Genomic DNA, 21,983 nt, shown 5'->3' on the forward strand with positions numbered 1-21,983 from the left:
AGCACACTGCCCGCGATGGCCAGCGCCGAGCACCTCCAAGCTTGATATGCTCATCGCGTACTGTCATCGGAGGTGCCGTGTTCTCATTGAAGCGCCAGGGCGATTTTCGCCTGCAACTGACCCGCACGCTGACCAAACCGGGCCGGCATCTGGTCGAGCTGTACCTGTTCACCCCCCATGAGACCACCTTTTCCACCCGCACCCTGACCGAGGATCAGTTCTTTCACAGCGCCCTGGTCCATCGCTTCCGCCTGCTCGGCCTGCCGACACAGGACCGGGCCAGCAAGCTGGACACTTCCTTTTCCCTGCTTTCGCCGCACTACGAAATCATGCACGGCGCCTGGTTCTTCCAGTACCAGGCGTCCCTGGATCGTCTGCGCCAGCAATTTCAGGGCAAGGCGAGCGCCGAACCCCTGGGACGTGCATTACGGCTCAGTCAGAACTTCGGCCAGCGACTGCGCAAGGCAGAACCGAAGGGGAGCAAGCAAGCGCGCTATTTCCGCCAGCTGGATATCTATTTCTCCTGGCTGGCAGAGCAGTTCCTGCTGGAAAGCATGATGCTGGAAGGCTACGACGACCTCGATGACGAGCTGAAACTGGGGGTGCAGGAATTTCTTCAGCAGGAGCAGCGCTACCGCACCGATCGTGATTACCTCGGTGATTTCAAGGGCCCGCCGACCCGCGTCTGGAACCGCATGAGCCTTTATGTGCGGCTGCTGGAGTATCCGGTGGTACTGCGCCAGAAGGTCATCGAGCTGGGCGCCGGCACCCGCAAGCTGGTCAAAGCGACGTCCACCATGTTGATCATGTCGCTGTTCACCTATTTCCTGTTCAACGTGCGCGACGCCAGCCAGAAACTTTCCCTGGCGCTGCTGGTGGGTATCGCACTGATCTATGCGGTGCGCGATCTGCTGCGTGACGACCTGAACGAGACCGTCACCCGCTGGCTGCGCAAGGGCAAGCCGCGCTGGAGGCTGCGCCTGCTGATGCCCTACACCCAGAAGCTGATGGCGCAGCAGCTGGTCTGGCTCGATTACCGCAAGCTCTCCGAACTGAGCAAAGCGGTGCGCGAGCATTCGGGAAAATGGGCGACCAACGAGGAGCGGCAGATCGTCTGCTACCGCTCACGGCTGATACTGGACAAGGCAGCCCTGACCCAGGACGAAATCCAGGAGCGCCTGATTCTGGATTTCGAGCCGTTGTCCGCGCTGATCCAGGCCAGTCACCAGCAGCTGTTCGAGTGGAAGCGAGAAGAGGGTCAGCCACCGGTCGTTCAGGCTCACACCATCGAAAAGCAGCATGACTACAACCTGCTGGTGGTGTGCCGACAGCCGGGGCAGGAGGAACCCCTGGCGCAACGCTGGACACTGCGGCTGGGCGCCGCCGGCATCGTGCGCTGCGAGAACAAGTCGGTGGCCTGGCCCGAATCATCACCACGGCGGAGCCTGTGGCGGCGGGGCCGATGATGCTGTTACTGGCGGGCCTTGAGCAGAGTCTCGATCTCGTCGCAGGTGAGCACCTTGCCCACCGACACCACCTCGTCGTCGATGGCCAGCGCTGGAGTCGACATCACGCCGTGGGCAGCGATCTCGGCAAAGTCGGTGACTTTGACCACATCGGCCTGCCGCCCGAGACGGGTCAGCGCCGCGTGAGTGTTTTCGGTGAGTGTCACGCACTTCTTGCAGCCTGAACCAAGGACTTTGATGATCATGATGCTTCTCTCGGGTTAGAGGAACAGGTGGGTGAAGGTGTTGAACAGGTAGCCGATCAGCATGATGCCTGACACGACGATGGCCAGAAACAGGATCAGCAACGGCGCCTTGACCACCTTCTTGAGCATGATCAGCGATGGCAGCGACAGCGCGGTTACCGCCATCATGAAGGCGAGCACGGTACCCAGGCCGACCCCCTTGGCCACCAGCGACTCAGCAATCGGCAGGGTACCGAAGATATCGGCATACATCGGTGCGCCTGCCAGGGTCGCCAGCGGCACCGACCACCAGTTGTCGCTGCCGAGCAGCGCAATGATCAGGTCCTGTGGAATCCAGTTGTGGATGGCCGCCCCGATACCCACACCGATCAAAATGTACAGCCAGACCTTGCGAATGATTTCCCCGACCTGCTCACGGGCGTAGCTCAGACGGTCGCCCAGAGTCAGCTGGTCCTGCGGCAGTTCCAGCACCTTCTGCTGGGTGACGAAGGCTTCGACGTACTGTTCCATGCGCGCCTTGCCGATCAGGGTGCCACCGACCACCGCCAGCACAATCCCCACCACGACGTAGGCCAGGGCAATTGACCAGTTGAAGATGCTAGCCAGCAGGATCATCGACGCCAGATCGACCAGCGGCGAGGAGATCAGGAACGAGAAGGTGACTGCCAGCGGCAGACCCGAGCTGGTGAAACCGATGAACAGCGGGATCGACGAGCAGGAGCAGAACGGCGTGACCGTGCCCAGCAATGCCCCGGTGAGGTTGGCCCGGAAGCCGCGCAGGCCACCCAGAATGCGGCGAGTGCGCTCGGGTGGAAAATAGCCCTGCACCCAGGAAATGGCGAAGATCAGCACCGATAACAGGATGAATATCTTGATCACGTCATAGATGAAGAAATGCAGGCTGCCACCGAGGCGGCTGGCCATGTCCAGGCCGAACACATCTTCAACCAGCAGTTGCACCAGCCAGTGCAACCAGTCCATGCGCAGCAGTTGATCATTCAGCCATTTGAAAATATCCACGCTGCTTTCCTCAGTGATGCGCCAGCCCACGCTCATACCAGGTGCTGCTGTTGTTGATCATCTTCACCAGCCAGAGCATCACCGGCACCTCGATCAGCACTCCGACTACCGTGGCCAGCGCCGCGCCCGAGTTGAAGCCGTAGAGCACGATGGCCACCGCCACCGCCAGCTCGAAAAAGTTCGAGGCACCAATCATCGCCGCAGGCCCGGCAATATCGTGGCGAACCTTGAGTTTGCGGCACATCCAGTAGCCCAGCGCGGCGATGCAAAGGGTCTGCAAAAGAATCGGCACGGCCAGCATGGCGATGATCAGCGGCTGCGCGACAATGGTCTGGCCCTGAAAGGAAAACAGCAGCACCAGCGTGGCCAGCAGGGCAACGATGGAGAACGGGCCGATGCGTGCGAGCACAGCTTGCAAGGCTGCTTCACCTTGACGCAGCAGGCGCTTGCGAATGAACTGGGCAATCGCCAGGGGGATGACGATGTACATCACCACTGAAAGCAGCAGGGTGTCCCAGGGCACCGGGATCGACGACACACCCAGCAGCAGGGCAACGATGGGCGCGAAGGCGAATACCATCACCAGGTCGTTGATTGCCACCTGCGTCAGGGTGAAATTGGCGTTGCCGTTACACAGGTGGCTCCAGACGAAGACCATGGCCGTGCAGGGCGCCGCACCCAGCAGAATCAGCCCGGCCACGTAGCTGTCGATCTCCTCGGCCGGCAGCCAGCCGGCGAAGACATGGCGCAGAAACAGCCAGGCCATAAAGGCCATGGTGAAAGGCTTGATCAGCCAGTTGATGCTCAGCGTCACGCCAAGACCGGCGCGCTGCTCATAGACTTCGCCGATGGCGCTGAAATCGATCTTCATCAGCATCGGAATGATCATCACCCAGATCAGCAGGCCCACCGGAATATTCACCTGGGCGACCTCCAGTGCACCTACGGCCTGGGCTGTCTCTGGGGCGAACAGACCGAGCAGCGTGCCACCGATGATGCACAGAAAGACCCAAAGCGTCAGGTAACGCTCGAAAAACCCCAGAGGGGCGCCTGCAGCTTGTTTGGCGACGACTTCACACTGGCTGGACATTGCAATTTCCTGGTAACTGAGTGACGGCCTGTGCGGCACTCGGATGCTTTCTATTGAGCTGTATCGCCCTGCAGGGCTTCTGCTATCTCACTGACCGTGCTGCGGGCAGTGCGGGTGACGCCGATCAGGGTGGCCGATGCTGCCCCGGTCCATTCGCCATAACCGACCAGCCACAGCCCGGGCTGTTTGAGCGCGCGGGTTCCATCGACAGCGATCCTGCCGTCGGCCTCCAGCACATTCAGACCTTGCAGATGATCAAGCGCCGGGCGAAAACCCGTGCACCAGATCACTGCATCCACGGCCTCACGGCGACCATCGGCCCACTCCACGCCCTCTTCCGTGAAACGCTGGAATGGCCGCTCGGCCACCAGCACGCCGCGCTCGCGGGCCTCACGGACGGGTTCAACCATCACGATATCGCCCAGGCCGCCCACCGGCTGATCGATCACGCGGCCTTCCTGCTGGGCCTTCCAGCGTTCGGTGGCGCGCTCGAATAACACCCGGCCATCGACCTCATCAGGCAGAAAAGCCGGCGGCTCCGGGGTGATCCACAGGGTGTCGGCGACTTTGGAGACCTCGGCGAGAATCTGCGCCCCGGAGTTGCCACCGCCCACCACCAGCACTCGCTTGCCGGCAAAAGCCTGCGGATCGCGATAATGCGCCGAGTGCAGCTGCTGGCCGGCAAACTGCGCGCGGCCTGGGTAGGCCGGGATAAAGGGTTTGCTCCAGGTGCCGGTGGCGCTGACCAGGGCGCGACAACGCCACTGCCGAAGGCCGGCCTGCACCACAAACAGTTCCCCCTGGCGTGTCACGGCATCGACATGCATCGGTCGCAGAATGGGTAACTGATAGCGGGCCTCGTACCGGGCAAGGTAATCGATCACCGCATCGCGGTGCGGGTAGCCAGGCTCCTGGCTGGGCATCTGCCAGCCGGCGATGGAGCTCCAGGTTGCCGGGGAAAACAGCCGCAGCGAATCCCAGCCATGCTGCCAGGCGCCGCCGGGTTGCGCCTGGTCATCCAGCAGCAGATACGCCAGCTGAGTGCGACGCAGAAAGTAGCCGGTGGCCAGCGCAGCCTGACCACCGCCAATCACCAGCACATCCAGCGGCGCTTGCGTCGTCATGCAGTCGCTCCTTGGTTGCTTGCCACAGCAAGCGGCCCGTCAATACATATGGTTTACAATATATACGGATTTAAATATATTCGCCAAACCGAATTTTAATGGCGCACCGTGGCAATGACGTCGAAAACCCGAGTGTTGTTTCTCTGTGTGGCCAATGCCGCTCGCTCGCAGATGGCCGAAGCCCTGCTGCGCCACACCGACCCCGAAAACTATGAGGCCTTCAGCGCCGGCACAGTACCGGGAGAAGTCGATCCCCGTGCGCGCCTGGCGCTTGAGCAACTGAGGGTGAGCTGCGAGGGCCTGCACAGCAAGCCTCTGGAAGACTTCGACGGTCAGCAGTTCGATTACGTGATCACGCTGTGCGACAAGACTGCCTTCGAGTGCAGCACCCTGCCGGGGGCCAGTGAGTACATCGCCTGGGACTTCGAAGACCCGGCCAGCAGCCGCCGGCGCGACGCCTACAAGACCACCCTCCAGCAGATCCACGAACGCATCAGGATGTTTGTGCTGGTCAAGAGCAAGGCCCCTTCACCCGTGCAGATGCTCGCACCGGTCAGCCTGTTCAAGTGTCTGGCCGATGACACCCGCGCCCGTATGACCCAGCTGATCGTGGTGGAGGGTGAATTGTGCGTCTGTGAACTGACCGCCGCACTGCAGGAAAGCCAGCCGAAAATTTCCCGCCACCTGGCCCAGCTGCGCAGCTGCGGCCTGCTGCAGGATCGCCGCGCCGGACAGTGGGTCTACTACCGTCTGCACCCGCAACTGCCGGCCTGGGTCGGCGAAACCCTGACCCAGGTGCTCAAGGCCGATGACCCGCAACTGGCCGAAGATCGCCTGCGTCTGCACAGCATGCGCGACCGTCCCGATCGCACATCGCTGTGCGGCTGATCTACCGGTACCCGGAGAACGTCCATGACCGTTGAATTGCCCAATATCGACCCCGAACTGCTGGATCTGCCCAGTCAGGCAGCGCCGGTACAACCGACTGCTACACACAGGCCGCGCATACTGCTGCTTTACGGCTCCAACCGGGCGCGCTCCTACAGCCACCTGCTGACCGAGGAGGCCGCGCGCCTCCTGCAGCAGTTCGGCGCCGAGACGCGAATATTCAACCCCAGCGGCCTGCCCCTGCCGGATGACGCCCCGGAGGACCACCCCAAGGTGCAGGAGCTGCGTGAACTGGTGCTGTGGAGTGAAGGCATGGTCTGGTGCTCGCCCGAGCGCCACGGCGCGATGGCCGGAGTGTTCAAAGCACAGATCGACTGGATTCCGCTGAGCATGGGCGCGATCCGTCCGACCCAGGGCAAGACTCTGGCGCTGATGCAGGTATCCGGCGGCTCCCAGTCGTTCAACGCGCTGAACCAGATGCGCGTACTCGGCCGCTGGATGCGCATGTTCACCATCCCCAACCAGTCCTCCGTAGCCAAGGCCTGGCTCGAATTCGACGAAGCCGGACGGATGAAGCCCTCGGCCTATTACGACCGGGTGGTAGATGTGATGGAAGAACTGGTCAAGTTCACCCTGCTGCTGCGTGACCGCACCGACTACCTCGTGGATCGCTACTCCGAACGCAAAGAGTCCGCCGAGCAGCTGTCCAAACGGGTCAATCAGGCATCCATCTAATCAGTTGCAGGATCACATCATCATGCCCCACCCTTTCGACACTCTCGACATTCCTGCCCGCCCCGGTCGGCTGATCTTCACGCCCTGCCCAGGCACCAGGGACGGCAGCATCGATCAGGCCCTCGACACACTCAAACAGGCCGGCGCCGAGGCAGTGCTGACCCTGATGCCATCCGCCGAACTGGCGCAAAACGCGGCCAGCGATTTGCCTGCGCTGTGCGCCGCGAAGGACCTGCTCTGGCTGCATTTACCCGTGGCTGATGAACAGGTGCCGCAGGCAGATTTTGATGCGGCCTGGGCGGCGACCATTGTGCAGATTCAAGAGCTGCTGGCGGCTGAAAAGGCCATCGCCATTCACTGCAAAGGGGGCTCGGGACGCACCGGCCTGGTTGCCGCGCGCATCCTGATCGACTGCGGTCTGCCGCACGCCGAGGCCGTTGCGATGGTTCAGACCCTGCGTCCCAAGGCCATTCAGCACCCCGCTCATGTGAGCTGGCTCGAACGCTTCGGCCAATAGGCAGCCGTCATGCTCAAGACCTTTGCCCTGTTTGCCGTCACGGCCCTGGCCGAGATTGTCGGTTGCTATCTGCCCTATCTCTGGCTTCGTCAGGGCAAGAGCGCCTGGCTACTGGTACCGGCCGCCGCGGCACTGGCTTTGTTCGCCTGGCTGCTGTCGCTGCACCCGACCGCCGCCGGACGCGTCTACGCAGCCTACGGCGGCGTCTACATCGGTGCGGCGATCCTCTGGCTGTGGCTCGTCGACGAAATCCGCCCCACCGGCTGGGATCTGCTCGGCTCTGCCGTGGCCCTCACCGGCATGGCCATCATCATGTTCGCGCCTCGAAGCGCCTGACACAGGGGAATCAGCATGACCATCAAAGTAGGCATCAACGGCTTTGGCCGTATCGGGCGACTGGCCCTGCGCGCGGCATGGGGCTGGCCGGAACTTGAGTTCGTACAGATCAACGACCCCGCCGGCGATGCCGCAACCCACGCCCACCTGCTGAATTTCGACTCGGTGCATGGCCGCTGGCAGCATGAGGCGGGCAGCGCTGACGACTGCATCGTCATCGAGGGCAGGCGCATCAAGGTCACCGCCAACAAGGCCATTGCCGACACCGACTGGAGCGGCTGCGATCTGGTGATCGAGGCCAGCGGCAAGATGAAGACGGTTGCCGTGCTGCAAGGCTATCTGGATCAAGGCGTTAAGCGCGTGGTGGTCTGCGCGCCAGTGAAAGAGCCGGGCGCGCAGAATATCGTGATGGGCGTCAACGATCAGCTGTTCGATCCTGCCCGACACCGCATCGTCACCGCGGCGTCCTGCACCACCAACTGCCTGGCGCCGGTGGTCAAGGTGATCCATGAGGCGCTCGGCATCCGCCACGGCTCGATCACCACCATCCACGACCTGACCAACACCCAGAGCATTCTCGACACTCCCCACAAGGACCTGCGCCGTGCCCGCGCCTCCGGCATGAGCCTGATCCCGACCAGCACCGGCTCGGCCACGGCGATTGCCGAGATATTCCCGGAGCTGCGCGGCAAGCTGAACGGCCATGCGGTACGCGTGCCGCTGGCCAACGCCTCACTGACCGATTGCGTGTTCGAGCTGGAGCGAGCGACTACGGTAGAAGAGCTCAATGCGCTGCTGAAAGCCGCCGCAGACGGTCCGCTCAAGGGCATTCTCGGTTATGAGGAGCGCCCGCTGGTCTCCATCGACTACCGCACTGACCCGCGCTCGTCGATCATCGACGCGCTCTCGACCATGGTGGTCAACGGCACCCAGGTGAAGATCTACGCCTGGTACGACAACGAGTGGGGCTACGCCAATCGCACCGTGGAACTGGCGCGACTGGTCGGCTCGACTCAATAAATCACCACGTCCTGTTCCACTGCTCCGGTGGAAATGCTGCGCGATTTCCACCCTACGCCGGATCGACCCTCTCCCATGCCCAGCCTCAGCCGACTTTCCCCTGAAATCCGCCAGTACCTGCTGGTCACCGGCAACTACTGGGCCTTCACGCTCACCGACGGCGCGCTGCGCATGCTGGTGGTGCTGCATTTTCATGGCCTGGGCTACACGCCGCTGCAGATCGCCGCGCTGTTCCTGTTCTATGAAATATTCGGTGTAGTCACCAACCTGCTGGGTGGCTGGCTGGGCGCGCGTATCGGTCTGAACCGCACCATGAACATCGGCCTGGGCCTGCAGGTAGCGGCGCTGCTGATGCTGACGGTGCCGGCAGCCATGCTCACGATCCCCTGGGTGATGGCCGCGCAAGCGCTATCAGGCATCGCCAAGGACCTGAACAAGATGAGCGCCAAGAGCTCGATCAAGATGCTGGTCGCCGATGGGCAACAAGGCACGCTCTACCGATGGGTGGCGCTGCTGACCGGCTCGAAGAATGCGCTCAAGGGTGCAGGGTTTTTCCTCGGCGGCGTGCTGCTCGCCGTCATCGGCTTTACCGGCGCGGTGCTGGTGATGGCTGCCATGCTGGCGCTGATCTGGCTGGCCAGCCTGTGCCTGCTGAAAAAGGATCTGGGCAAGGCGAAGGTCAAGCCGAAATTTCGCGACATCCTCTCCACAAGCCGCGCCATCAATATCCTCTCGGCGGCGCGGCTGTTTCTCTTCGGCGCCCGTGATGTCTGGTTCGTGGTGGCCCTGCCGGTCTACCTGTCAGCCAGCTTCGGCTGGGACTTCTGGCAGGTCGGCGGCTTTCTCGCGGCCTGGGTGATCGGCTACGGCATCGTGCAATCCTTCGCGCCGCATTTCACCGGCAAGCGCAGTGGCAGGGTGCCGGATGGTCGCGCCGCCTTCATCTGGGCCGCACTGCTGGCCGGTCTGCCAGCAGTCATCGCCCTGGGCCTGGGCAGCGAACTGCCGGCGCAACCCGTGCTGATCGGCGGCCTCATGCTGTTCGGCGTGCTGTTCGCCATCAACTCGTCGCTGCACAGCTACCTGATCGTCAGCTACGCCAGGGAAGACGGCGTATCACTGGATGTCGGTTTCTACTACATGTCCAACGCGCTGGGTCGGCTGCTCGGCACCCTGCTCTCGGGGTGGGTGTTCCAGGTGCACGGGCTGGAGGCCTGCCTGTGGGTATCCAGCGCCCTGTTGTTGCTGGCCGCGCTGATCGCCATCGGCCTGCCGCGGCATGCCATCACGCTGAACTGAGCCGGATAAGCGCGATACATTTGGTCTGTCAAAGGCCTGCTTTGGTAATTGGCATCGCGGTCTTTACCGCCTGCTTCTGAGATGAGAAACCCATGCCTCGGCTCGTGCCGCGAGGTCATGATCGAGCCGTTCTGGCTGAACGCTTCAGCTGCCTTTATCGACTGATGGAGTACCCATGCCCGCTTGCGAAAAAATCCTGCTGCTTTATACCGGCGGCACCATCGGCATGCAGCAGAGCGCCACAGGACTGGCGCCCGCCTCCGGTTTCGACAGCCGCATACGCGCCCGGCAGCAAGAGCAGTCGCTGGATTTGCCGCACTGGCAGTTCCACGCGCTGCAGCCGCCCATCGACAGCGCCAACATGAATCAGCACCACTGGCTGGCCATGGCCGAGACCATACGCCACGCCGTCGAGGCCGATGGCTGCGAGGGCGTGCTGGTACTGCACGGCACCGATACCTTGGCCTACAGCGCCGCCGCCCTGAGTTTTCTGCTGCTGGGGCTGCCGCTGCCGGTCTTGCTGACCGGCTCCATGCTGCCGGCGGACGCACCCGGCAGCGACGCCTGGGCCAACCTGTTCGGTGCCATGCAGGCCCTGCAAGCAGGCATGGCGCCCGGCGTACGACTGTATTTCCACGGCAGGACACTGCACGGCGCGCGAGCCAGCAAACTGGGTACGGCAACGCTCGACGCCTTCGACGTTGCGCCACGCCTGCGCCAGAGCGAGCGAGCTGCACAAATCCCGGCCACCCTGGACTATCGCCAGCAACGCCAACCGGTCAACTTGGCCGTACTGCCGCTCTATCCTGGCATCCAGGCCGCTCAGTTGCAGGCGCTGCTCGACACGGGCGTGCAGGGGCTGCTGCTCGAATGCTACGGCAGCGGCACCGGGCCAGCCGAGGATGATCAGTTACTGACGGCGCTGCACAGCGCCCATCGACGCGGCGTGGTGCTGGTGGCCATCAGTCAGTGCCCGCAGGGGCATGTGGAGTTCGGCCTCTATGCCGCCGGCAGCAAGCTGGCGAGAACCGGGCTGATCTCGGGCGGCGGCATGACCCGCGAAGCCGCACTCGGGAAACTGTTCGCCCTGCTTGGCGCGGGTCTCTCACAAGCCGAGGTGGAACGCTGGTTTGCGCTGGATCTGTGCGGTGAGCTCACGGACTGACCATCAGTCACAGCGCCGGCAGCACGATCCAGAAGCGACTACCAACGCCCGGCGCGCTCCGGAAACCGATATCGCCGTTCATCAGCCGGGCATATTCCAGGCATAGCGACAGCCCTACACCGGCTCCCAGAATGCTTGAGTTTTCGCGACCCAGACGCTGGAAAGGCTCGAATATCCGCGCCTGCTGGGTTTCTTCAATTCCCAGACCGCTGTCTTCGACGATCAGATGTACCTGACCGCCCTGCCTCTCGACAGCCAGCAGAATCCGTCCGTTCGGGGTGTTGTACTTGATGGCGTTGGACAGGAGATTGAGCAACACCTGACGCAACCGTCGTGGCTCGGCCAGCACCTGCAGCGAAACATCCGGCAGATCAAACGCCAGCCGCAGGCCCTGACGCTGTATATCAAGGGCCACCAGCTCTGCGCATTCACGCATCAGCGCGGTGACTTCGACCCGCTCCAGCTGCAAGCATGGAGGCTCTGCCTGCAGGCTTGACCAGTCGAGAATATCGCCCAGCAGTTGGTTGAGATGCCGGCTGGCCAGCAGGATCTCGTCAAGGTAGTCGGCCGCCTCCGGATCGGCTTCCGCCGAGCAGTCCATGCGCATCAGCTGGGCAAAGCCGAGAATCGCATTGAGCGGCGTACGCAGTTCATGGCTGATGCCGGATATCAGATGGGTCTTGGCCTCGTTGGCGCTCTGGGCCTGTACGGTCGCCTGACGCAGGTCTTCCTCGACCCGCTTGAGCGCATCGATATCCACGTAGGTACCGGCCATCAGCACGGCCTGCCCGGTCTGCGGGTCTCGCTCGAGTACACGCCCCCGACTCAACAGCCAGTGGTAATCACCCAGGGCGTCGGCAAAGCGGAATTCACTTTCGTAACGCAACGCGCTGTCTCGGTGCATACGCTCAAGCTCGGCGCGCATGCGCGGCAGATCGGCGGGGTGAACACGCTGCAGAAACTGCGCTTCGCTGAGCCGCGACGAAGGCAGCCCGAAGCGCGCCGGCAGACGCCCGCGAAACTGTAGCGTGGCGCTGCGCAGGTCGCTTTCCCAGAGGCTTTCGGTGGCGCTTTCCAATACCAGCTCCAGACGTCGCTGCGCCTGCGAACGCTGCGCTTCACTGAATTCCAGCTGGCAGCCGATGGTCTGGGTATGCCGTGCCAGGTCATTCAGCTCGCGGATATCCGAAGTGGCCAGCTGTGGACGCCAGTGCCCCAGACCGATCTGCCCCATCATTTGCGAAATGCTGGCGATGGGCGCCAGCAGCGACTCACTGAGGCGACGCGCACGCAGCCACATATAGACGAAGAACAGCAGATAAAACAGCACCAGCCCAACGATCAGCAGGTAGCCGATCTGCTGGTAACGGCTGGCCAGGGCGTTGGTCTGGCTGAAGACCTGGCCTTCATCGACAACCGCCAGCAGATGCCAGCCGGTGTGCTCGACCCGGGTACGGGCGACGAGCTTTTGCTGTCCACCGATGCTCAAACGCTGCAGGCTTTCGTCTTCGGCGGCTACGGCCTTCGCCAGCTCACGGGTTTGTGGCCGACTGCCAAGACGAAAGTCCTCGGGCTTGAATACCTCACGGCGAATTGCTTCCTCGTAGGAGTGTTCGGTCAGCTCATCAAGCCCGAAGTCACGCTCACCGGCTTCGGGCAATGCCATGATCTTGAGGTCACGGCTGACCAGCATGGCATAGCCATTCCACGGCAGGCGCAGGCTTGCAATCTGCTGCAGCAGGCCGCTGACGGTGATGTCGATACCCGTGACACCTTCGAGGAAATCGCCGCTGTAGACCGGCGCAATGGCCGACATCATCCAGCCCTGCCCGGCAGGGTCCAGGTAGACGTCGGTCCAGACAACTTCGCGCTTCGGGTTGTGCCAGGCGTTGGCCAGGTAATAGAAGTTGTAGCTGGGGATGTCCATGTCCGGCGGGTACTGGCCGGCGGTGTCGAACCAGGGGTAGATATGGTTGTAACTGTCCCAGCTATTGAAATAGAGGCTGGCAATCAGCGGATTAGCGGCGTGCAGCTCCTTCATCAGTGAATCGAGGCGCTGCAACTGCCCGACCTTCTCCAGATCCTGCTGGGCAGCTGCGGTGGCCGCCGAATAGAAACTCGCTGCGCCCCCTTCATCGCGCGGACTGTAACGCACGCCACGGCCATCCAGATTCAGCAGCACCGGCCCCTCGCCGCCCGTCAGCAGTGCCTGTTGGGTGAGGTTGCGGTATAGCGCGGTGGTCGCCGCAATCTGCTGCAGCTGCTGGTCGATGACCCGTGCCTCCATGTCCACCGAAGCCTGCAGATCGGCCAGTGCCGTCTCGCGCAGATGCTCGATCTGTGCATCGCGAATGGCGTTGTTGGTCAGCAAATAGACGGCAATGAGCACCGCCTCCACCAGCACCAGCGGGATCAGCGCACTCTGCACGAAGGCGCGCCAGATCCAGCGGCGCATGCCGGGAGCTTTCCTTGCAGTCACCCCAACGCCCCCGCGATCACCTCAGCCATGGCCTGCATGTAATACCACCCGACAAACATGCTTCAGCGATTCGCCAGATCGATCAGTTCGCTGCGCCAGTCAACCCCGCGCGGCAGCGCCAGAAAGGACGGGTTGAGGTAGGTTTCGCGCGCCTCGTAGGTCAGGGGCGCACCGCTGATGTCCAGCACTTCGCCACCGGCGCCTTCGAGCACACCCTGTGCAGCAGCGGTGTCCCACTGGGAGGTAGGCGCCAGCCGCGGATAACAGTCGGCAGCGCCTTCGGCCAGCAGGCACAGCTTCAGGGAACTGCCGATACTGGCCAGTTCCAGCTCGCCGAAACGCTGACGCAGGCCGTCGAGCAACTGTTCCTGCGCCGGGCTCGAGTGGCGACGGCTGGCAACCACGGTGAAGCCCTGCGACGGGTTGTGCCGCACCTGCAAGGGAAGCACGCCGCCCTCGACATCGGCCATCCAGGCGCCAAATTCGGCGCCACCGTAGTAGCAGCGGCCATTGGCCGGGATGCCCACCACACCGAACACCACTCTGCCCTGCTCGATCAGCGCGACATTGACCGTGAATTCTTCGCTGCCGGCGATGAATTCCTTGGTGCCGTCCAGCGGGTCTACCAGCCACCAGCGTGTCCAGCCGGCGCGTTCGGCCAGGCTCAGTGCGCAATCCTCCTCGGACAGCACCGGAATGCTTGCATCCAACGCCAGCAGCCCCTCGACCAGCAGATGATGCGCGGCCAGATCAGCCGCCGTGACTGGCGAGGCATCGGCCTTTTCATGCACCTGCACGCCGCTGCGCCAATGCGGCAGGATGGCGTGCCCCGCCGCGCGAACCAGATCGATCACCGGCGCCAGATAAGGATGGCTCATTGATTGAACTCCCCGCGCTGGATCAGTAGATCACGCGCCAGATAGAGCGCAGCCAGTGCGCGACCTTCGCTGAACTGCGGGTTCTGGATCAGGCTCGACAGCTCGCGCAGATCGACCCGGTCGACGCGCATTGGCTCTGGCTCGTCGCCGGGCAATCGCTCGGGATAAAGATCACGAGCCAGCACCACCTGAATCTTCTGGCTCATGTAACCGGGCGACAGCGACAGCTCGGTGAGCAGTTCCAGCTGGTGCGCACCGAAGCCGGCTTCCTCCTTGAGTTCGCGATTGGCGGCGTCCAGCACGCTTTCACCCGGTTCGATCAGACCCTTGGGCAAGGACAGCTCGTAGGTGTCGGTGCCGCCGCAATATTCCTCGATCAGCAGCGCCTGTCCGTCTGCATCGAGCGCGACGATCATCACTGCGCCATAGCCGGCGCCCTTGCCGACCAGCCGTTCGTAGGTGCGTTCGGCACCATTGGAAAAGCGCAGCTGCAGCTCCTCGACACGGAACAGGCGGCTGGTTGCGACGATCTCACGGGCAAGCACGGTAGGTTTCTGGCGCATGGGAGGTTCCTTGAAACGCGAGGCCCAATCATAACCCGGCTTATCGCAGGGTCTGTTGACGTTTCATCACATCCGCGCCGAGCCTCTTTGCATCGAACCGACCACTGCCGCACCATTGCACCCTGCCGAACCACAAGAGCCTGCCATGACCGCTTCCCTGCCCTGGTCCGAAATCGATACCGTCCTGCTGGACATGGACGGCACCCTGCTGGACCTGCATTTCGACAATCACTTCTGGCTCGAATTTCTGCCTCAGCGTTATGCCGAACTGCACGGCATCAGCCGCACCATGGCCGAGCTCGAACTGGCGCCGCTGTTCAACGCCCATCAAGGCCAGTTGAGCTGGTATTGCCTGGACTTCTGGACCCGCGAGCTGAACCTGCCGATCCGCGAGATGAAGCGCGAGATGGCCGACCTTATCGCCCTGCGGCCCGCCGCCGACCAGTTCCTCGCCGCGTTGCGCCAGGCCGGAAAGCGCGTGGTGCTGATCACCAATGCCCACCGCGACTCGCTGTCGCTGAAGCTCGAGCGCATCGAGCTGGCACCCTGGTTCGACCGCTTGATCAGCTCCCATGACTACGGCTTCCCCAAGGAGCAGGCACAGTTCTGGTATGCACTGAAAACCGACCTGGATTTCGATCCGGCAAACGCGCTGTTCATCGACGACAGCCTGCCGATACTGCGCAGCGCCCGTGACTTCGGCATCGCGCACCTGCTGGCAGTCAGCCAGCCGGATAGCCGTCGCGGGCAGAAAAATACCGAGGAATTCGCAGCCGTTGGCGATTATCTGGAGCTGATCCGCAGCCTGCAGGGCTATCCTGACTGAAACGCCTTGAGCAACACCCTTGCTGTCAAAACCCGTACTTGTCGAGTCTGCCCATGAATGCTCCACGCCATCCAGCCTTGCCCCCTGAACCCAACACCGCCGCGCCTGCAGGCGCCAGCGGGCACTATCATTTTCAAGCCATTGGCCAGACGCAACCGGAAGCCATCGAACTGGCCGAGGAATGCGCGCTGGCCATCGCCTACAACGGCATCAGCCAGGCCGTGATGATGGTGTCGCCGGCCGACCTTGAGGATTTCGTGGTGGGCTTCAGCCTCGGCAGCGGCATCGTCGAGCAGGCCGGCGATATCTACGACATCCGCATCAGCGGCACGGGCGAGGGTCGCCAGGCCGAGGTGGACATTGCCAGCCGCGCCTTCTGGAAGCTCAAGCAGCAGCGCCGCCAGCTACCCGGAAACGCCAGTTGCGGCCTGTGCGGAGTCGAGGCACTGGAACAGGCGCTGCCACACTTGCCGAGCCTGCCCGGCGCACCGCTGCCACCGGCACATTGGCTGGATGACCTGCGCCAGCGCATCGGCGAATTCCAGATACTCGGGCAGAGTTGCGGCGCGGTGCATGCCGCGCTGTTCATGGATGCCCAGGGCGAGATTCGCCTGAGCCGGGAAGACATTGGCCGGCACAATGCGCTGGACAAGTTGATCGGGGCCATCAACCGCAGCGGCCTGGAGGTCGCGGGTGGCGTCGCGGTCGTCACCAGCCGCTGCAGCCTGGAACTGATCCACAAGGTCCAGCGCGCCGGCATCTCGACGCTGGTCAGCCTCTCGGCACCCACGGGCCTCGCCACGCGCTGGGCACAGCGGCACAACCTCAACCTGATCCATATTCCGCATCGCAGCCCGCCGCGCGTGTACAGCCCGCAAGCCGGAATCTGAGGTTCCAATTGACGGCACGCGCACCGAAGACCGCTTCGCTTGTCGAAAGTTCCAGATATAAATCAACAAGTTGCACAAAGCGAAGTGCTTCACACCTTTCGTCTCCCGGCGCTTGCACAGGCCCGCTCGACAGCCGAGGATCGCGCCGTCATTCCTGCTGAGGTTTCACCATGAAGTACCCCTCGATTCTGCTGTTGTCCGCCAGCCTGCTCAGCGGCGCCGCCCATGCCGGTAGCAACACCGAAGCCGCCGTAGGCGGGGCGTTGGGCGGTGCGTTAGGCTCGGTGGTGGGTGAACACCTGGGCGGCTCTACGGGTGCAGCCATCGGAGCCGGCGTTGGCGGCGCAGCGGGCGGCATGGTCGGTGCGGACAAGCGCAGCCGTACGGAAGCGGCCATCGGCGGCGGTCTGGGCGCGGCGGGCGGCAACGTAGTCGGTCAGCGCGTTGGGGGGAGCACTGGCGGCCTGATCGGCGCGGCAGTCGGCGGCGGCGCGGGCGGTGCAATAGGCAATGCCTACGGCGACGACGACGATGACTACCGTCGCCACCGCGATGACCGCCGCCACTACGGGCCTCCCGGCAAAGCCAAGGGCCATTACAAACACAAACACAAGCACGGCCACAGACACTGAAACGCTCGTAACAGCGGCGGCAGTTCAGGCGATGCTGCTGCCGCCGCCGCCCACCAGCAAGGCCTCCAGCGCCTTGCGCAGCCCAAATGGAATCCCGATTGCGCGGTTCTGCGCGCGCTCGACGAAGACGTGCACGACCTTCCCCACCGCGCAGGCCTGGGTCTCGCCCTGCCTGAAGATGGCCAGCTCGTACTGCACCGAACTGTTGCCCACTCTGGCAACACGCAAGCCGACCTCGATGGCATCCGGGAAGGCAATCGGCTCGAAGTAGTCACAGGACGAACTCACCACATAACCCACGACCTCTCCAACATGGATATCCAGCCCGCCCTGCTGGATCAGGTAGGTATTTATCGCACTGTCGAAGTAGCTGTAGTAGGTGACGTTGTTGACGTGGCCGTAGAGATCGTTGTCGTGCCAGCGAGTGCTGACCGCATGGAAATGCCGATAGTCACTGTGCAGATGCCTGGGTTGTTCGGGCATTCTTTTTTCTCCGCTCCGCTAGTAGGCCGCTTGATAGATGGCCAGCGCATCGGCCTCGGTGATTTCGCGCGGGTTGTTCACCAACAGGCGCTGTTGCAGCATCGCCTCCCGGGCCAGTTGCGGCAGCATCGCCTCGGGTACCCCGGCGTCGCGCAGCCGGGTCGGCAGACCCATGCGCCCGCTCAGTTCGCCAAGCTCCTCGATCAACTGATCGGCGAAGGTGGCCGGGTCGTCACTGCGCAGGCGCTCACCCAGCACGATGGGCGCCAACTCGCTGTAATGGCTGGTCGCCGCGCTGACGTTGAAGCGCAACACGTGCGGCAGCACCAGCGCGTTGGACAGCCCGTGGGGAATATGGAAGTTGCCGCCCAGCGGATAGGCCAGCGCATGCACGGCCGCCACCGGCGCATTGGCGAAAGCCTGACCGGCAAGGCACGCACCCAGCAGCATGGCCTGACGCGCCTCGCGATTGCTGCCGTTGTGTACGGCCTCATGCAGGTTGGCCGAGAGCAGGCGCAGCGCTTCCCGGGCCAGCAGGTCCGATAGCGGATTCTTCTTCAACACGCTGGTGTAGGCCTCGATGGCGTGCACCATGGCGTCGATGCCGGTTGCAGCGGTCACGGCAGGCGGCAGGCCGAGGGTCAGGTCGGCATCAAGCAGCGCCAGGTCCGGCAGCAAAAGCGTGGAGACCACCCCCATCTTGGTGGTTTCGCCGGTGGTGATGATGGCGATCTGGGTGACTTCGGAACCGGTGCCTGCGGTGGTTGGCACCTGAATCAGTGGCAGGCGCTGGCCCCGCGCGTTTCCCACGCCGTAGATATCCTGCAGCGACTGGGCACACTGCGGATGCGCCAGCAACGCCACAAGCTTGGCGACATCCATCGAACTGCCGCCACCAAAGCCAATGACCAAGTCCGCCTTTACCGCTCTGGCCTGCGCCACGGCAGCCAGAACGATATCCTCCGGCGGGTCTGCCACCACCTGATCGTAGACAGCCACCTGCAAGCCCTCGGCCTCGAAACCCGGCAGCACATCATCGAGCAAGCCGAAACGGGTAATTCCAGGATCTGTCACCACCAGTACCGAGCGCGCCCCGCGCTCAAGGCAGAGACTGGCCAGCCGACGCGACGAGCCTGGCTCGCAGATCAGTTGAGCGGTCGTGGCGAAATTGAACGGATGCATCGGTGCCTCCTGTGTTCGATAAGGTCAGAACGCGAAGTGGCTTTCCGGCAGCGCCATCAAACACCCGGCACCACCCGCAATTGCTTCCCGGTGGGCACTCGCCCGCGGCAGTACACGACGCAGGTAGAAATCCGCACTGGCCAGCTTGGCCTGATAGAACGCCTCGTCATCTGAACCCTGCTCCAGTGCGTCCTGTGCTCGCGCCGCAGCCTGCAACCACAGCCCTGCCAGCAATACATAGGCCGAGTACTGCAGAAAATCCACGGATACCGCGCCGATTTCCTGCGGGTCACGTCCGGCAGCGGCAATGATCTCGGCAGTCAGCTCCCGCCATTCGCCAATACGCGCTTGCACCTTGCCGGCCATTGCATCCAATTGCGGGCGATCAACCTGTCGATCACAGGTCTCACTGAACTCTGCCTGCACCGCCGACAACTCGGCGCCGCCGTTGCCAAGCAGCTTGCGACGGATATAGTCCAGCGCCTGGATGCCGTTGGTGCCTTCGTAAAGTTGGGTGATGCGACTGTCACGCATCAACTGTTCCATGCCCCACTCGCGGATGTAGCCGTGGCCGCCGTAAACCTGCACACCGAGGCTCGCGACTTCCTGCCCCATATCGGTGAAGAAGGCTTTGACGATGGGGATCAGCAGCGCCGCGCGCTTGCTCGCGGCCTTGCGGTAGGCCGGATCGGGGTGGCCGTGTTCGAGGTCAAGCTGCCGCGCGCAATAGGCGGCCAGCATGCGGCTGCCTTCGACCAGGGTTTTTTGGGTCAGTAGCATCCGGCGCACATCGGGGTGAACGATGATCGGGTCAGCGACCTTGTCCGGGTACTGCGCGCCGGCCAGTCCGCGTGATTGCAGGCGCTCGCGAGCATAGGCAAGCGAGCCCTGCCAGGCCTGCTCGGCGATGCCCAGGCCCTGCAGGCCGACCTGAAAGCGCGCGTCGTTCATCATGGTGAACATGCACGCCAAGCCTTGATTGACCTCGCCCACGACCCACCCAGTGGCGCCATCGAAATTCATCACGCAGGTGGCGGCGCCCTTGATACCCATCTTGTGCTCGATGGCGCCGCAGGACAGCGCGTTGCGCTCGCCCGGCGTGCCGTCGGCATTGGCGATGAACTTGGGCACCAAGAGCAGGCTGATGCCCTTCACCCCGGCGGGCGCATCCGGCAGGCGCGCCAGCACCAGGTGCACGATGTTCTCGCTCATGTCGTGCTCGCCGCCGGAGATAAAAATCTTGCTACCGGTGACGCGGTAGCTGCCGTCCGCCTGAGGTTCGGCACGTGTTCGCAGCAGCGCCAGATCAGTACCCGCCTGCGGCTCGGTGAGGCACATGGTGCCGCTCCAGCTCCCGCTGACCAGCTTCTCCAGATAGGCATTCTTCAGTTCATCGCTGCCGTGCTTGTACAGCGCCAGCACCGCGCCTTCAGTCAAGCCGGAATAGATGCGAAAGGACAGCGACGCGCCCATCAACATCTCGTGGAAGTTGCAGGCCACCAGCTGCGGGAAGCCCTGGCCGCCGTACTCGGTCGGCCCGGTCATGCTCGCCCAGCCGTTATCGACGTACTGCTTGTAGGCCTCGACAAAGCCCTGCGGCGTCCTGACTTCGCCATTATCCAGGGTGACACCTTCTTCATCGCTGTTGCGATTGAGCGGGGCGATCTCGCCGCCGGTATAGCGCGCGGCTTCCTCCAGCACACCGTCAATCAGCTCGCGATCCAGGCCGTTACCAAGCAGTTCGCAATGGGCGCTGGCGTCGAACAGCTCATGCAGGACGAAGCGCATGTCACGTAGCGGGGCTTTGTATTCCATGCTCAGGCCTCCTTCTTCTGATCGGCGAAACGGCCACCGACGGTCGCCAGGTTTTCAATCAATTCAGCCGGTTTCCAGTGCTCGCCGTGCTGCTCGGCCAGTGCGTCGAGGCGATCCTTGATCGCCGGCAGGCCCTCACCATCCGCCCAGGTCATCGGCCCGCCAGCGGCTGCCGGAAAGCCATAGCCATTGAGGTAAACGGTGTCGATATCGGCGCTGGAGCCGGCCATGCCTTCCTGCAGAATTTTCGCGCCTTCGTTGACCAGCGCCAGCAGGCAACGCTCGAGGATTTCCGCTTCGCCAATCTCGCGCCGGTCGTAGCCAAGCCGCTCGGCTTCACGCTGCACCAGCGCATCCACTTCCGGATCGTGCTCAGCCTGGCGGCTGCCTTCGGCGTAGCGGTAGTAACCCATGCGCGACTTCTGGCCGAAGCGGCCCAGCTCGCACAGGCGATTGTCGACCTGTACCTCCGGCTCGTCCTGGCCCTCACCGGCCAGTTCGCGGGCGCGCCATTCCAGGTCGATGCCGACCACGTCGTACATGCGGAACGGGCCCATGGCGAAGCCGAAGCCCTGCAGCGCGGCGTCCACCTGATGCGGATAGGCGGCTTCGAGTAGCATCATCCGCGCCTCGCGCACATAGGTCGCGAGCATGCGGTTGCCGATGAAGCCCGGGGAGTTGCCGGCAATCACGCTGACCTTGCCCATGCGCTTGCCCAGTTCGGTGGAGGCGTCGAGCACGGCCTTTGAGGTCTTCGCACCGCGGACGATCTCCAGCAGCTTCATGATATGCGCCGGGCTGAAGAAGTGCAGACCCACCACCTGCTCCGGTCGCCCGGTCACGGCAGCGATGGCGTCGATATCCAGTGCCGAAGTGTTGCTGGCGAGGATGCCGGTCGGCTTCACGATGCCGCCCAGCTCGCGGAAGATCTTCTGCTTGAGTTCGAGGTTTTCGTACACCGCCTCGATCACCAGATCGACATCGGCCAGCGCCTGGTAATCAGCTGCCTTGCTGATGCAGGCGCGTCGCGCTGCGGCCTGGGACTCGTCGATGCGCCCCTGGCGGACGCTATGTGCGTAGGTGTCGGCCACCACGCCCAGCGCCTGTTCCAGCATCTCGGGATTGTTGTCCAGCCAGCGCACCTGCACGCCGGCGTTGGCCAGGCTCATGACGATACCGCGGCCCATGGTGCCCGCGCCGATCACGGCGGCGGTCTGGATATCGAAGCGGGTTTGGCTCATTGCGGCAGTCCTCGTCGCTGGGCTGGAAAAACGGAAGACCCACCATAGACGAAGACACTACTATTTTTGAAATTTAGTCTTGTGATGAT

Annotated in this window: 22 protein-coding genes; 11 read left to right on the plus strand and 11 right to left on the minus strand. The window is 63.2% G+C overall.

Going from position 1 to position 21,983, the window contains the following annotated elements; translation table 11 throughout:
• Nucleotides 1-77: 77 nt before the first annotated feature.
• Entirely contained in the window at nt 78-1,466 is a 1,389-nt protein-coding gene (locus tag NAV32_RS07720; protein WP_256052221.1) for a hypothetical protein, read from the plus strand.
• A 5-nt stretch (nt 1,467-1,471) separates the two neighbouring features.
• On the opposite strand, the gene NAV32_RS07725 is transcribed toward NAV32_RS07720, so the two are convergent.
• The 4 genes from NAV32_RS07725 to NAV32_RS07740 are packed head-to-tail and all read right to left on the minus strand — an operon-like array spanning nt 1,472 to nt 4,945.
• Nucleotides 1,472-1,711, minus strand: a complete 240-nt coding sequence (locus tag NAV32_RS07725; protein WP_256052222.1) for a thioredoxin family protein — start codon at nt 1,709-1,711, stop codon at nt 1,472-1,474.
• 15 nt (nt 1,712-1,726) lie between these two features.
• Nucleotides 1,727-2,731, minus strand: a complete 1,005-nt coding sequence (locus tag NAV32_RS07730) for a permease (protein WP_256052223.1) — start codon at nt 2,729-2,731, stop codon at nt 1,727-1,729.
• Between the two features lie 10 nt (nt 2,732-2,741).
• Nucleotides 2,742-3,821 carry an ACR3 family arsenite efflux transporter gene (gene arsB, locus NAV32_RS07735; RefSeq protein WP_256052224.1) on the minus strand — a complete coding sequence of 360 codons (1,080 nt, stop codon included), beginning with the start codon at nt 3,819-3,821 and terminating at the stop codon, nt 2,742-2,744.
• A gap of 50 nt (nt 3,822-3,871) precedes the next feature.
• Entirely contained in the window at nt 3,872-4,945 is a 1,074-nt protein-coding gene (locus NAV32_RS07740) for an ArsO family NAD(P)H-dependent flavin-containing monooxygenase (protein ID WP_256052225.1), read from the minus strand.
• A gap of 114 nt (nt 4,946-5,059) precedes the next feature.
• On the opposite strand from NAV32_RS07740, the gene NAV32_RS17620 reads away from it, so the two are divergent.
• The 7 genes from NAV32_RS17620 to NAV32_RS07780 all read left to right on the plus strand — a co-directional run bounded on the left by NAV32_RS17620 (nt 5,060) and on the right by NAV32_RS07780 (nt 10,905).
• A complete protein-coding gene (locus NAV32_RS17620; protein WP_272890200.1) occupies nt 5,060-5,833 on the plus strand; it encodes a metalloregulator ArsR/SmtB family transcription factor in 774 nt (257 codons plus the stop codon).
• Nucleotides 5,834-5,857: 24 nt separating this feature from the next.
• On the plus strand, nt 5,858-6,568 hold the full coding sequence (gene arsH, locus NAV32_RS07755) for an arsenical resistance protein ArsH (protein WP_256052226.1): 711 nt from the start codon (nt 5,858-5,860) through the stop codon (nt 6,566-6,568).
• Between the two features lie 22 nt (nt 6,569-6,590).
• Nucleotides 6,591-7,085: a tyrosine-protein phosphatase gene (locus NAV32_RS07760; RefSeq protein ID WP_256052227.1), complete on the plus strand. Its 495-nt coding sequence runs from the start codon at nt 6,591-6,593 to the stop codon at nt 7,083-7,085.
• Nucleotides 7,086-7,094: 9 nt separating this feature from the next.
• Nucleotides 7,095-7,421: a YnfA family protein gene (locus NAV32_RS07765; RefSeq protein ID WP_256052228.1), complete on the plus strand. Its 327-nt coding sequence runs from the start codon at nt 7,095-7,097 to the stop codon at nt 7,419-7,421.
• 15 nt (nt 7,422-7,436) lie between these two features.
• Complete coding sequence (locus NAV32_RS07770; RefSeq protein ID WP_256052229.1) at nt 7,437-8,441, plus strand: ArsJ-associated glyceraldehyde-3-phosphate dehydrogenase; 1,005 nt, start codon at nt 7,437-7,439, stop codon at nt 8,439-8,441.
• A 75-nt stretch (nt 8,442-8,516) separates the two neighbouring features.
• The gene (gene arsJ, locus NAV32_RS07775) at nt 8,517-9,740 is read left to right on the plus strand and encodes an organoarsenical effux MFS transporter ArsJ (RefSeq protein ID WP_256052230.1); all 1,224 of its coding nucleotides are present in this window, start codon (nt 8,517-8,519) and stop codon (nt 9,738-9,740) included.
• Nucleotides 9,741-9,915: 175 nt separating this feature from the next.
• Nucleotides 9,916-10,905, plus strand: coding sequence for an asparaginase (locus NAV32_RS07780; RefSeq protein ID WP_256052231.1), 990 nt, complete (start codon nt 9,916-9,918; stop codon nt 10,903-10,905).
• Nucleotides 10,906-10,912: 7 nt separating this feature from the next.
• Here NAV32_RS07780 and NAV32_RS07785 read toward each other — a convergent pair whose 3' ends face one another.
• The 3 genes from NAV32_RS07785 to nudE form a co-directional block, all read right to left on the minus strand.
• The gene (locus NAV32_RS07785; protein WP_256052232.1) at nt 10,913-13,360 is read right to left on the minus strand and encodes an ATP-binding protein; all 2,448 of its coding nucleotides are present in this window, start codon (nt 13,358-13,360) and stop codon (nt 10,913-10,915) included.
• An 86-nt stretch (nt 13,361-13,446) separates the two neighbouring features.
• A complete protein-coding gene (gene cysQ / locus NAV32_RS07790; RefSeq protein ID WP_256052233.1) occupies nt 13,447-14,262 on the minus strand; it encodes a 3'(2'),5'-bisphosphate nucleotidase CysQ in 816 nt (271 codons plus the stop codon).
• Nucleotides 14,259-14,825, minus strand: coding sequence for an ADP compounds hydrolase NudE (nudE, locus tag NAV32_RS07795; protein WP_256052234.1), 567 nt, complete (start codon nt 14,823-14,825; stop codon nt 14,259-14,261). Before nudE ends, cysQ begins: the two co-directional genes overlap by 4 nt.
• Before the next feature lie 145 nt (nt 14,826-14,970).
• Here nudE and yrfG point away from each other — a divergent pair, with 145 nt between their 5' ends.
• From yrfG to NAV32_RS07810, 3 genes are all read left to right on the plus strand, one after another.
• Nucleotides 14,971-15,651, plus strand: coding sequence for a GMP/IMP nucleotidase (gene yrfG, locus NAV32_RS07800; protein ID WP_256052235.1), 681 nt, complete (start codon nt 14,971-14,973; stop codon nt 15,649-15,651).
• Between the two features lie 53 nt (nt 15,652-15,704).
• Nucleotides 15,705-16,541, plus strand: coding sequence for a formate dehydrogenase accessory sulfurtransferase FdhD (gene fdhD, locus NAV32_RS07805; protein WP_256052236.1), 837 nt, complete (start codon nt 15,705-15,707; stop codon nt 16,539-16,541).
• A gap of 170 nt (nt 16,542-16,711) precedes the next feature.
• Nucleotides 16,712-17,173, plus strand: a complete 462-nt coding sequence (locus tag NAV32_RS07810; RefSeq protein WP_256052237.1) for a glycine zipper domain-containing protein — start codon at nt 16,712-16,714, stop codon at nt 17,171-17,173.
• A 24-nt stretch (nt 17,174-17,197) separates the two neighbouring features.
• Here NAV32_RS07810 and NAV32_RS07815 read toward each other — a convergent pair whose 3' ends face one another.
• The 4 genes from NAV32_RS07815 to NAV32_RS07830 are packed head-to-tail and all read right to left on the minus strand — an operon-like array spanning nt 17,198 to nt 21,894.
• Nucleotides 17,198-17,656: an acyl-CoA thioesterase gene (locus tag NAV32_RS07815; protein WP_256052238.1), complete on the minus strand. Its 459-nt coding sequence runs from the start codon at nt 17,654-17,656 to the stop codon at nt 17,198-17,200.
• A gap of 18 nt (nt 17,657-17,674) precedes the next feature.
• Entirely contained in the window at nt 17,675-18,838 is a 1,164-nt protein-coding gene (locus tag NAV32_RS07820; RefSeq protein WP_256052239.1) for an iron-containing alcohol dehydrogenase, read from the minus strand.
• 24 nt (nt 18,839-18,862) lie between these two features.
• A complete protein-coding gene (locus NAV32_RS07825) occupies nt 18,863-20,653 on the minus strand; it encodes an acyl-CoA dehydrogenase C-terminal domain-containing protein (protein ID WP_256052240.1) in 1,791 nt (596 codons plus the stop codon).
• A gap of 2 nt (nt 20,654-20,655) precedes the next feature.
• Entirely contained in the window at nt 20,656-21,894 is a 1,239-nt protein-coding gene (locus NAV32_RS07830) for a 3-hydroxyacyl-CoA dehydrogenase (protein ID WP_256052241.1), read from the minus strand.
• Nucleotides 21,895-21,983 lie beyond the last annotated feature (89 nt).

It is taken from the genome of Stutzerimonas stutzeri (genome assembly GCF_024448695.1).
GTDB classification, from domain to species: domain Bacteria; phylum Pseudomonadota; class Gammaproteobacteria; order Pseudomonadales; family Pseudomonadaceae; genus Stutzerimonas; species Stutzerimonas stutzeri_T.

Bases quoted from the DNA above. Each gene is read 5' to 3' on its own strand.
- NAV32_RS07725 (WP_256052222.1), bottom strand. From the start codon at position 1,711: ATGATCATCAAAGTCCTTGGTTCAGGCTGCAAGAAGTGCGTGACACTC.
- arsB (WP_256052224.1), bottom strand. From the start codon at position 3,821: ATGTCCAGCCAGTGTGAAGTCGTCGCCAAACAAGCTGCAGGCGCCCCT.
- NAV32_RS07740 (WP_256052225.1), bottom strand. From the start codon at position 4,945: ATGACGACGCAAGCGCCGCTGGATGTGCTGGTGATTGGCGGTGGTCAG.
- NAV32_RS17620 (WP_272890200.1), top strand. From the start codon at position 5,060: ATGACGTCGAAAACCCGAGTGTTGTTTCTCTGTGTGGCCAATGCCGCT.
- arsH (WP_256052226.1), top strand. From the start codon at position 5,858: ATGACCGTTGAATTGCCCAATATCGACCCCGAACTGCTGGATCTGCCC.
- NAV32_RS07760 (WP_256052227.1), top strand. From the start codon at position 6,591: ATGCCCCACCCTTTCGACACTCTCGACATTCCTGCCCGCCCCGGTCGG.
- NAV32_RS07765 (WP_256052228.1), top strand. From the start codon at position 7,095: ATGCTCAAGACCTTTGCCCTGTTTGCCGTCACGGCCCTGGCCGAGATT.
- NAV32_RS07770 (WP_256052229.1), top strand. From the start codon at position 7,437: ATGACCATCAAAGTAGGCATCAACGGCTTTGGCCGTATCGGGCGACTG.
- arsJ (WP_256052230.1), top strand. From the start codon at position 8,517: ATGCCCAGCCTCAGCCGACTTTCCCCTGAAATCCGCCAGTACCTGCTG.
- NAV32_RS07780 (WP_256052231.1), top strand. From the start codon at position 9,916: ATGCCCGCTTGCGAAAAAATCCTGCTGCTTTATACCGGCGGCACCATC.
- NAV32_RS07785 (WP_256052232.1), bottom strand. From the start codon at position 13,360: ATGCGCCGCTGGATCTGGCGCGCCTTCGTGCAGAGTGCGCTGATCCCG.
- cysQ (WP_256052233.1), bottom strand. From the start codon at position 14,262: ATGAGCCATCCTTATCTGGCGCCGGTGATCGATCTGGTTCGCGCGGCG.
- nudE (WP_256052234.1), bottom strand. From the start codon at position 14,825: ATGCGCCAGAAACCTACCGTGCTTGCCCGTGAGATCGTCGCAACCAGC.
- yrfG (WP_256052235.1), top strand. From the start codon at position 14,971: ATGACCGCTTCCCTGCCCTGGTCCGAAATCGATACCGTCCTGCTGGAC.
- fdhD (WP_256052236.1), top strand. From the start codon at position 15,705: ATGAATGCTCCACGCCATCCAGCCTTGCCCCCTGAACCCAACACCGCC.
- NAV32_RS07810 (WP_256052237.1), top strand. From the start codon at position 16,712: ATGAAGTACCCCTCGATTCTGCTGTTGTCCGCCAGCCTGCTCAGCGGC.
- NAV32_RS07815 (WP_256052238.1), bottom strand. From the start codon at position 17,656: ATGCCCGAACAACCCAGGCATCTGCACAGTGACTATCGGCATTTCCAT.
- NAV32_RS07820 (WP_256052239.1), bottom strand. From the start codon at position 18,838: ATGCATCCGTTCAATTTCGCCACGACCGCTCAACTGATCTGCGAGCCA.
- NAV32_RS07825 (WP_256052240.1), bottom strand. From the start codon at position 20,653: ATGGAATACAAAGCCCCGCTACGTGACATGCGCTTCGTCCTGCATGAG.
- NAV32_RS07830 (WP_256052241.1), bottom strand. From the start codon at position 21,894: ATGAGCCAAACCCGCTTCGATATCCAGACCGCCGCCGTGATCGGCGCG.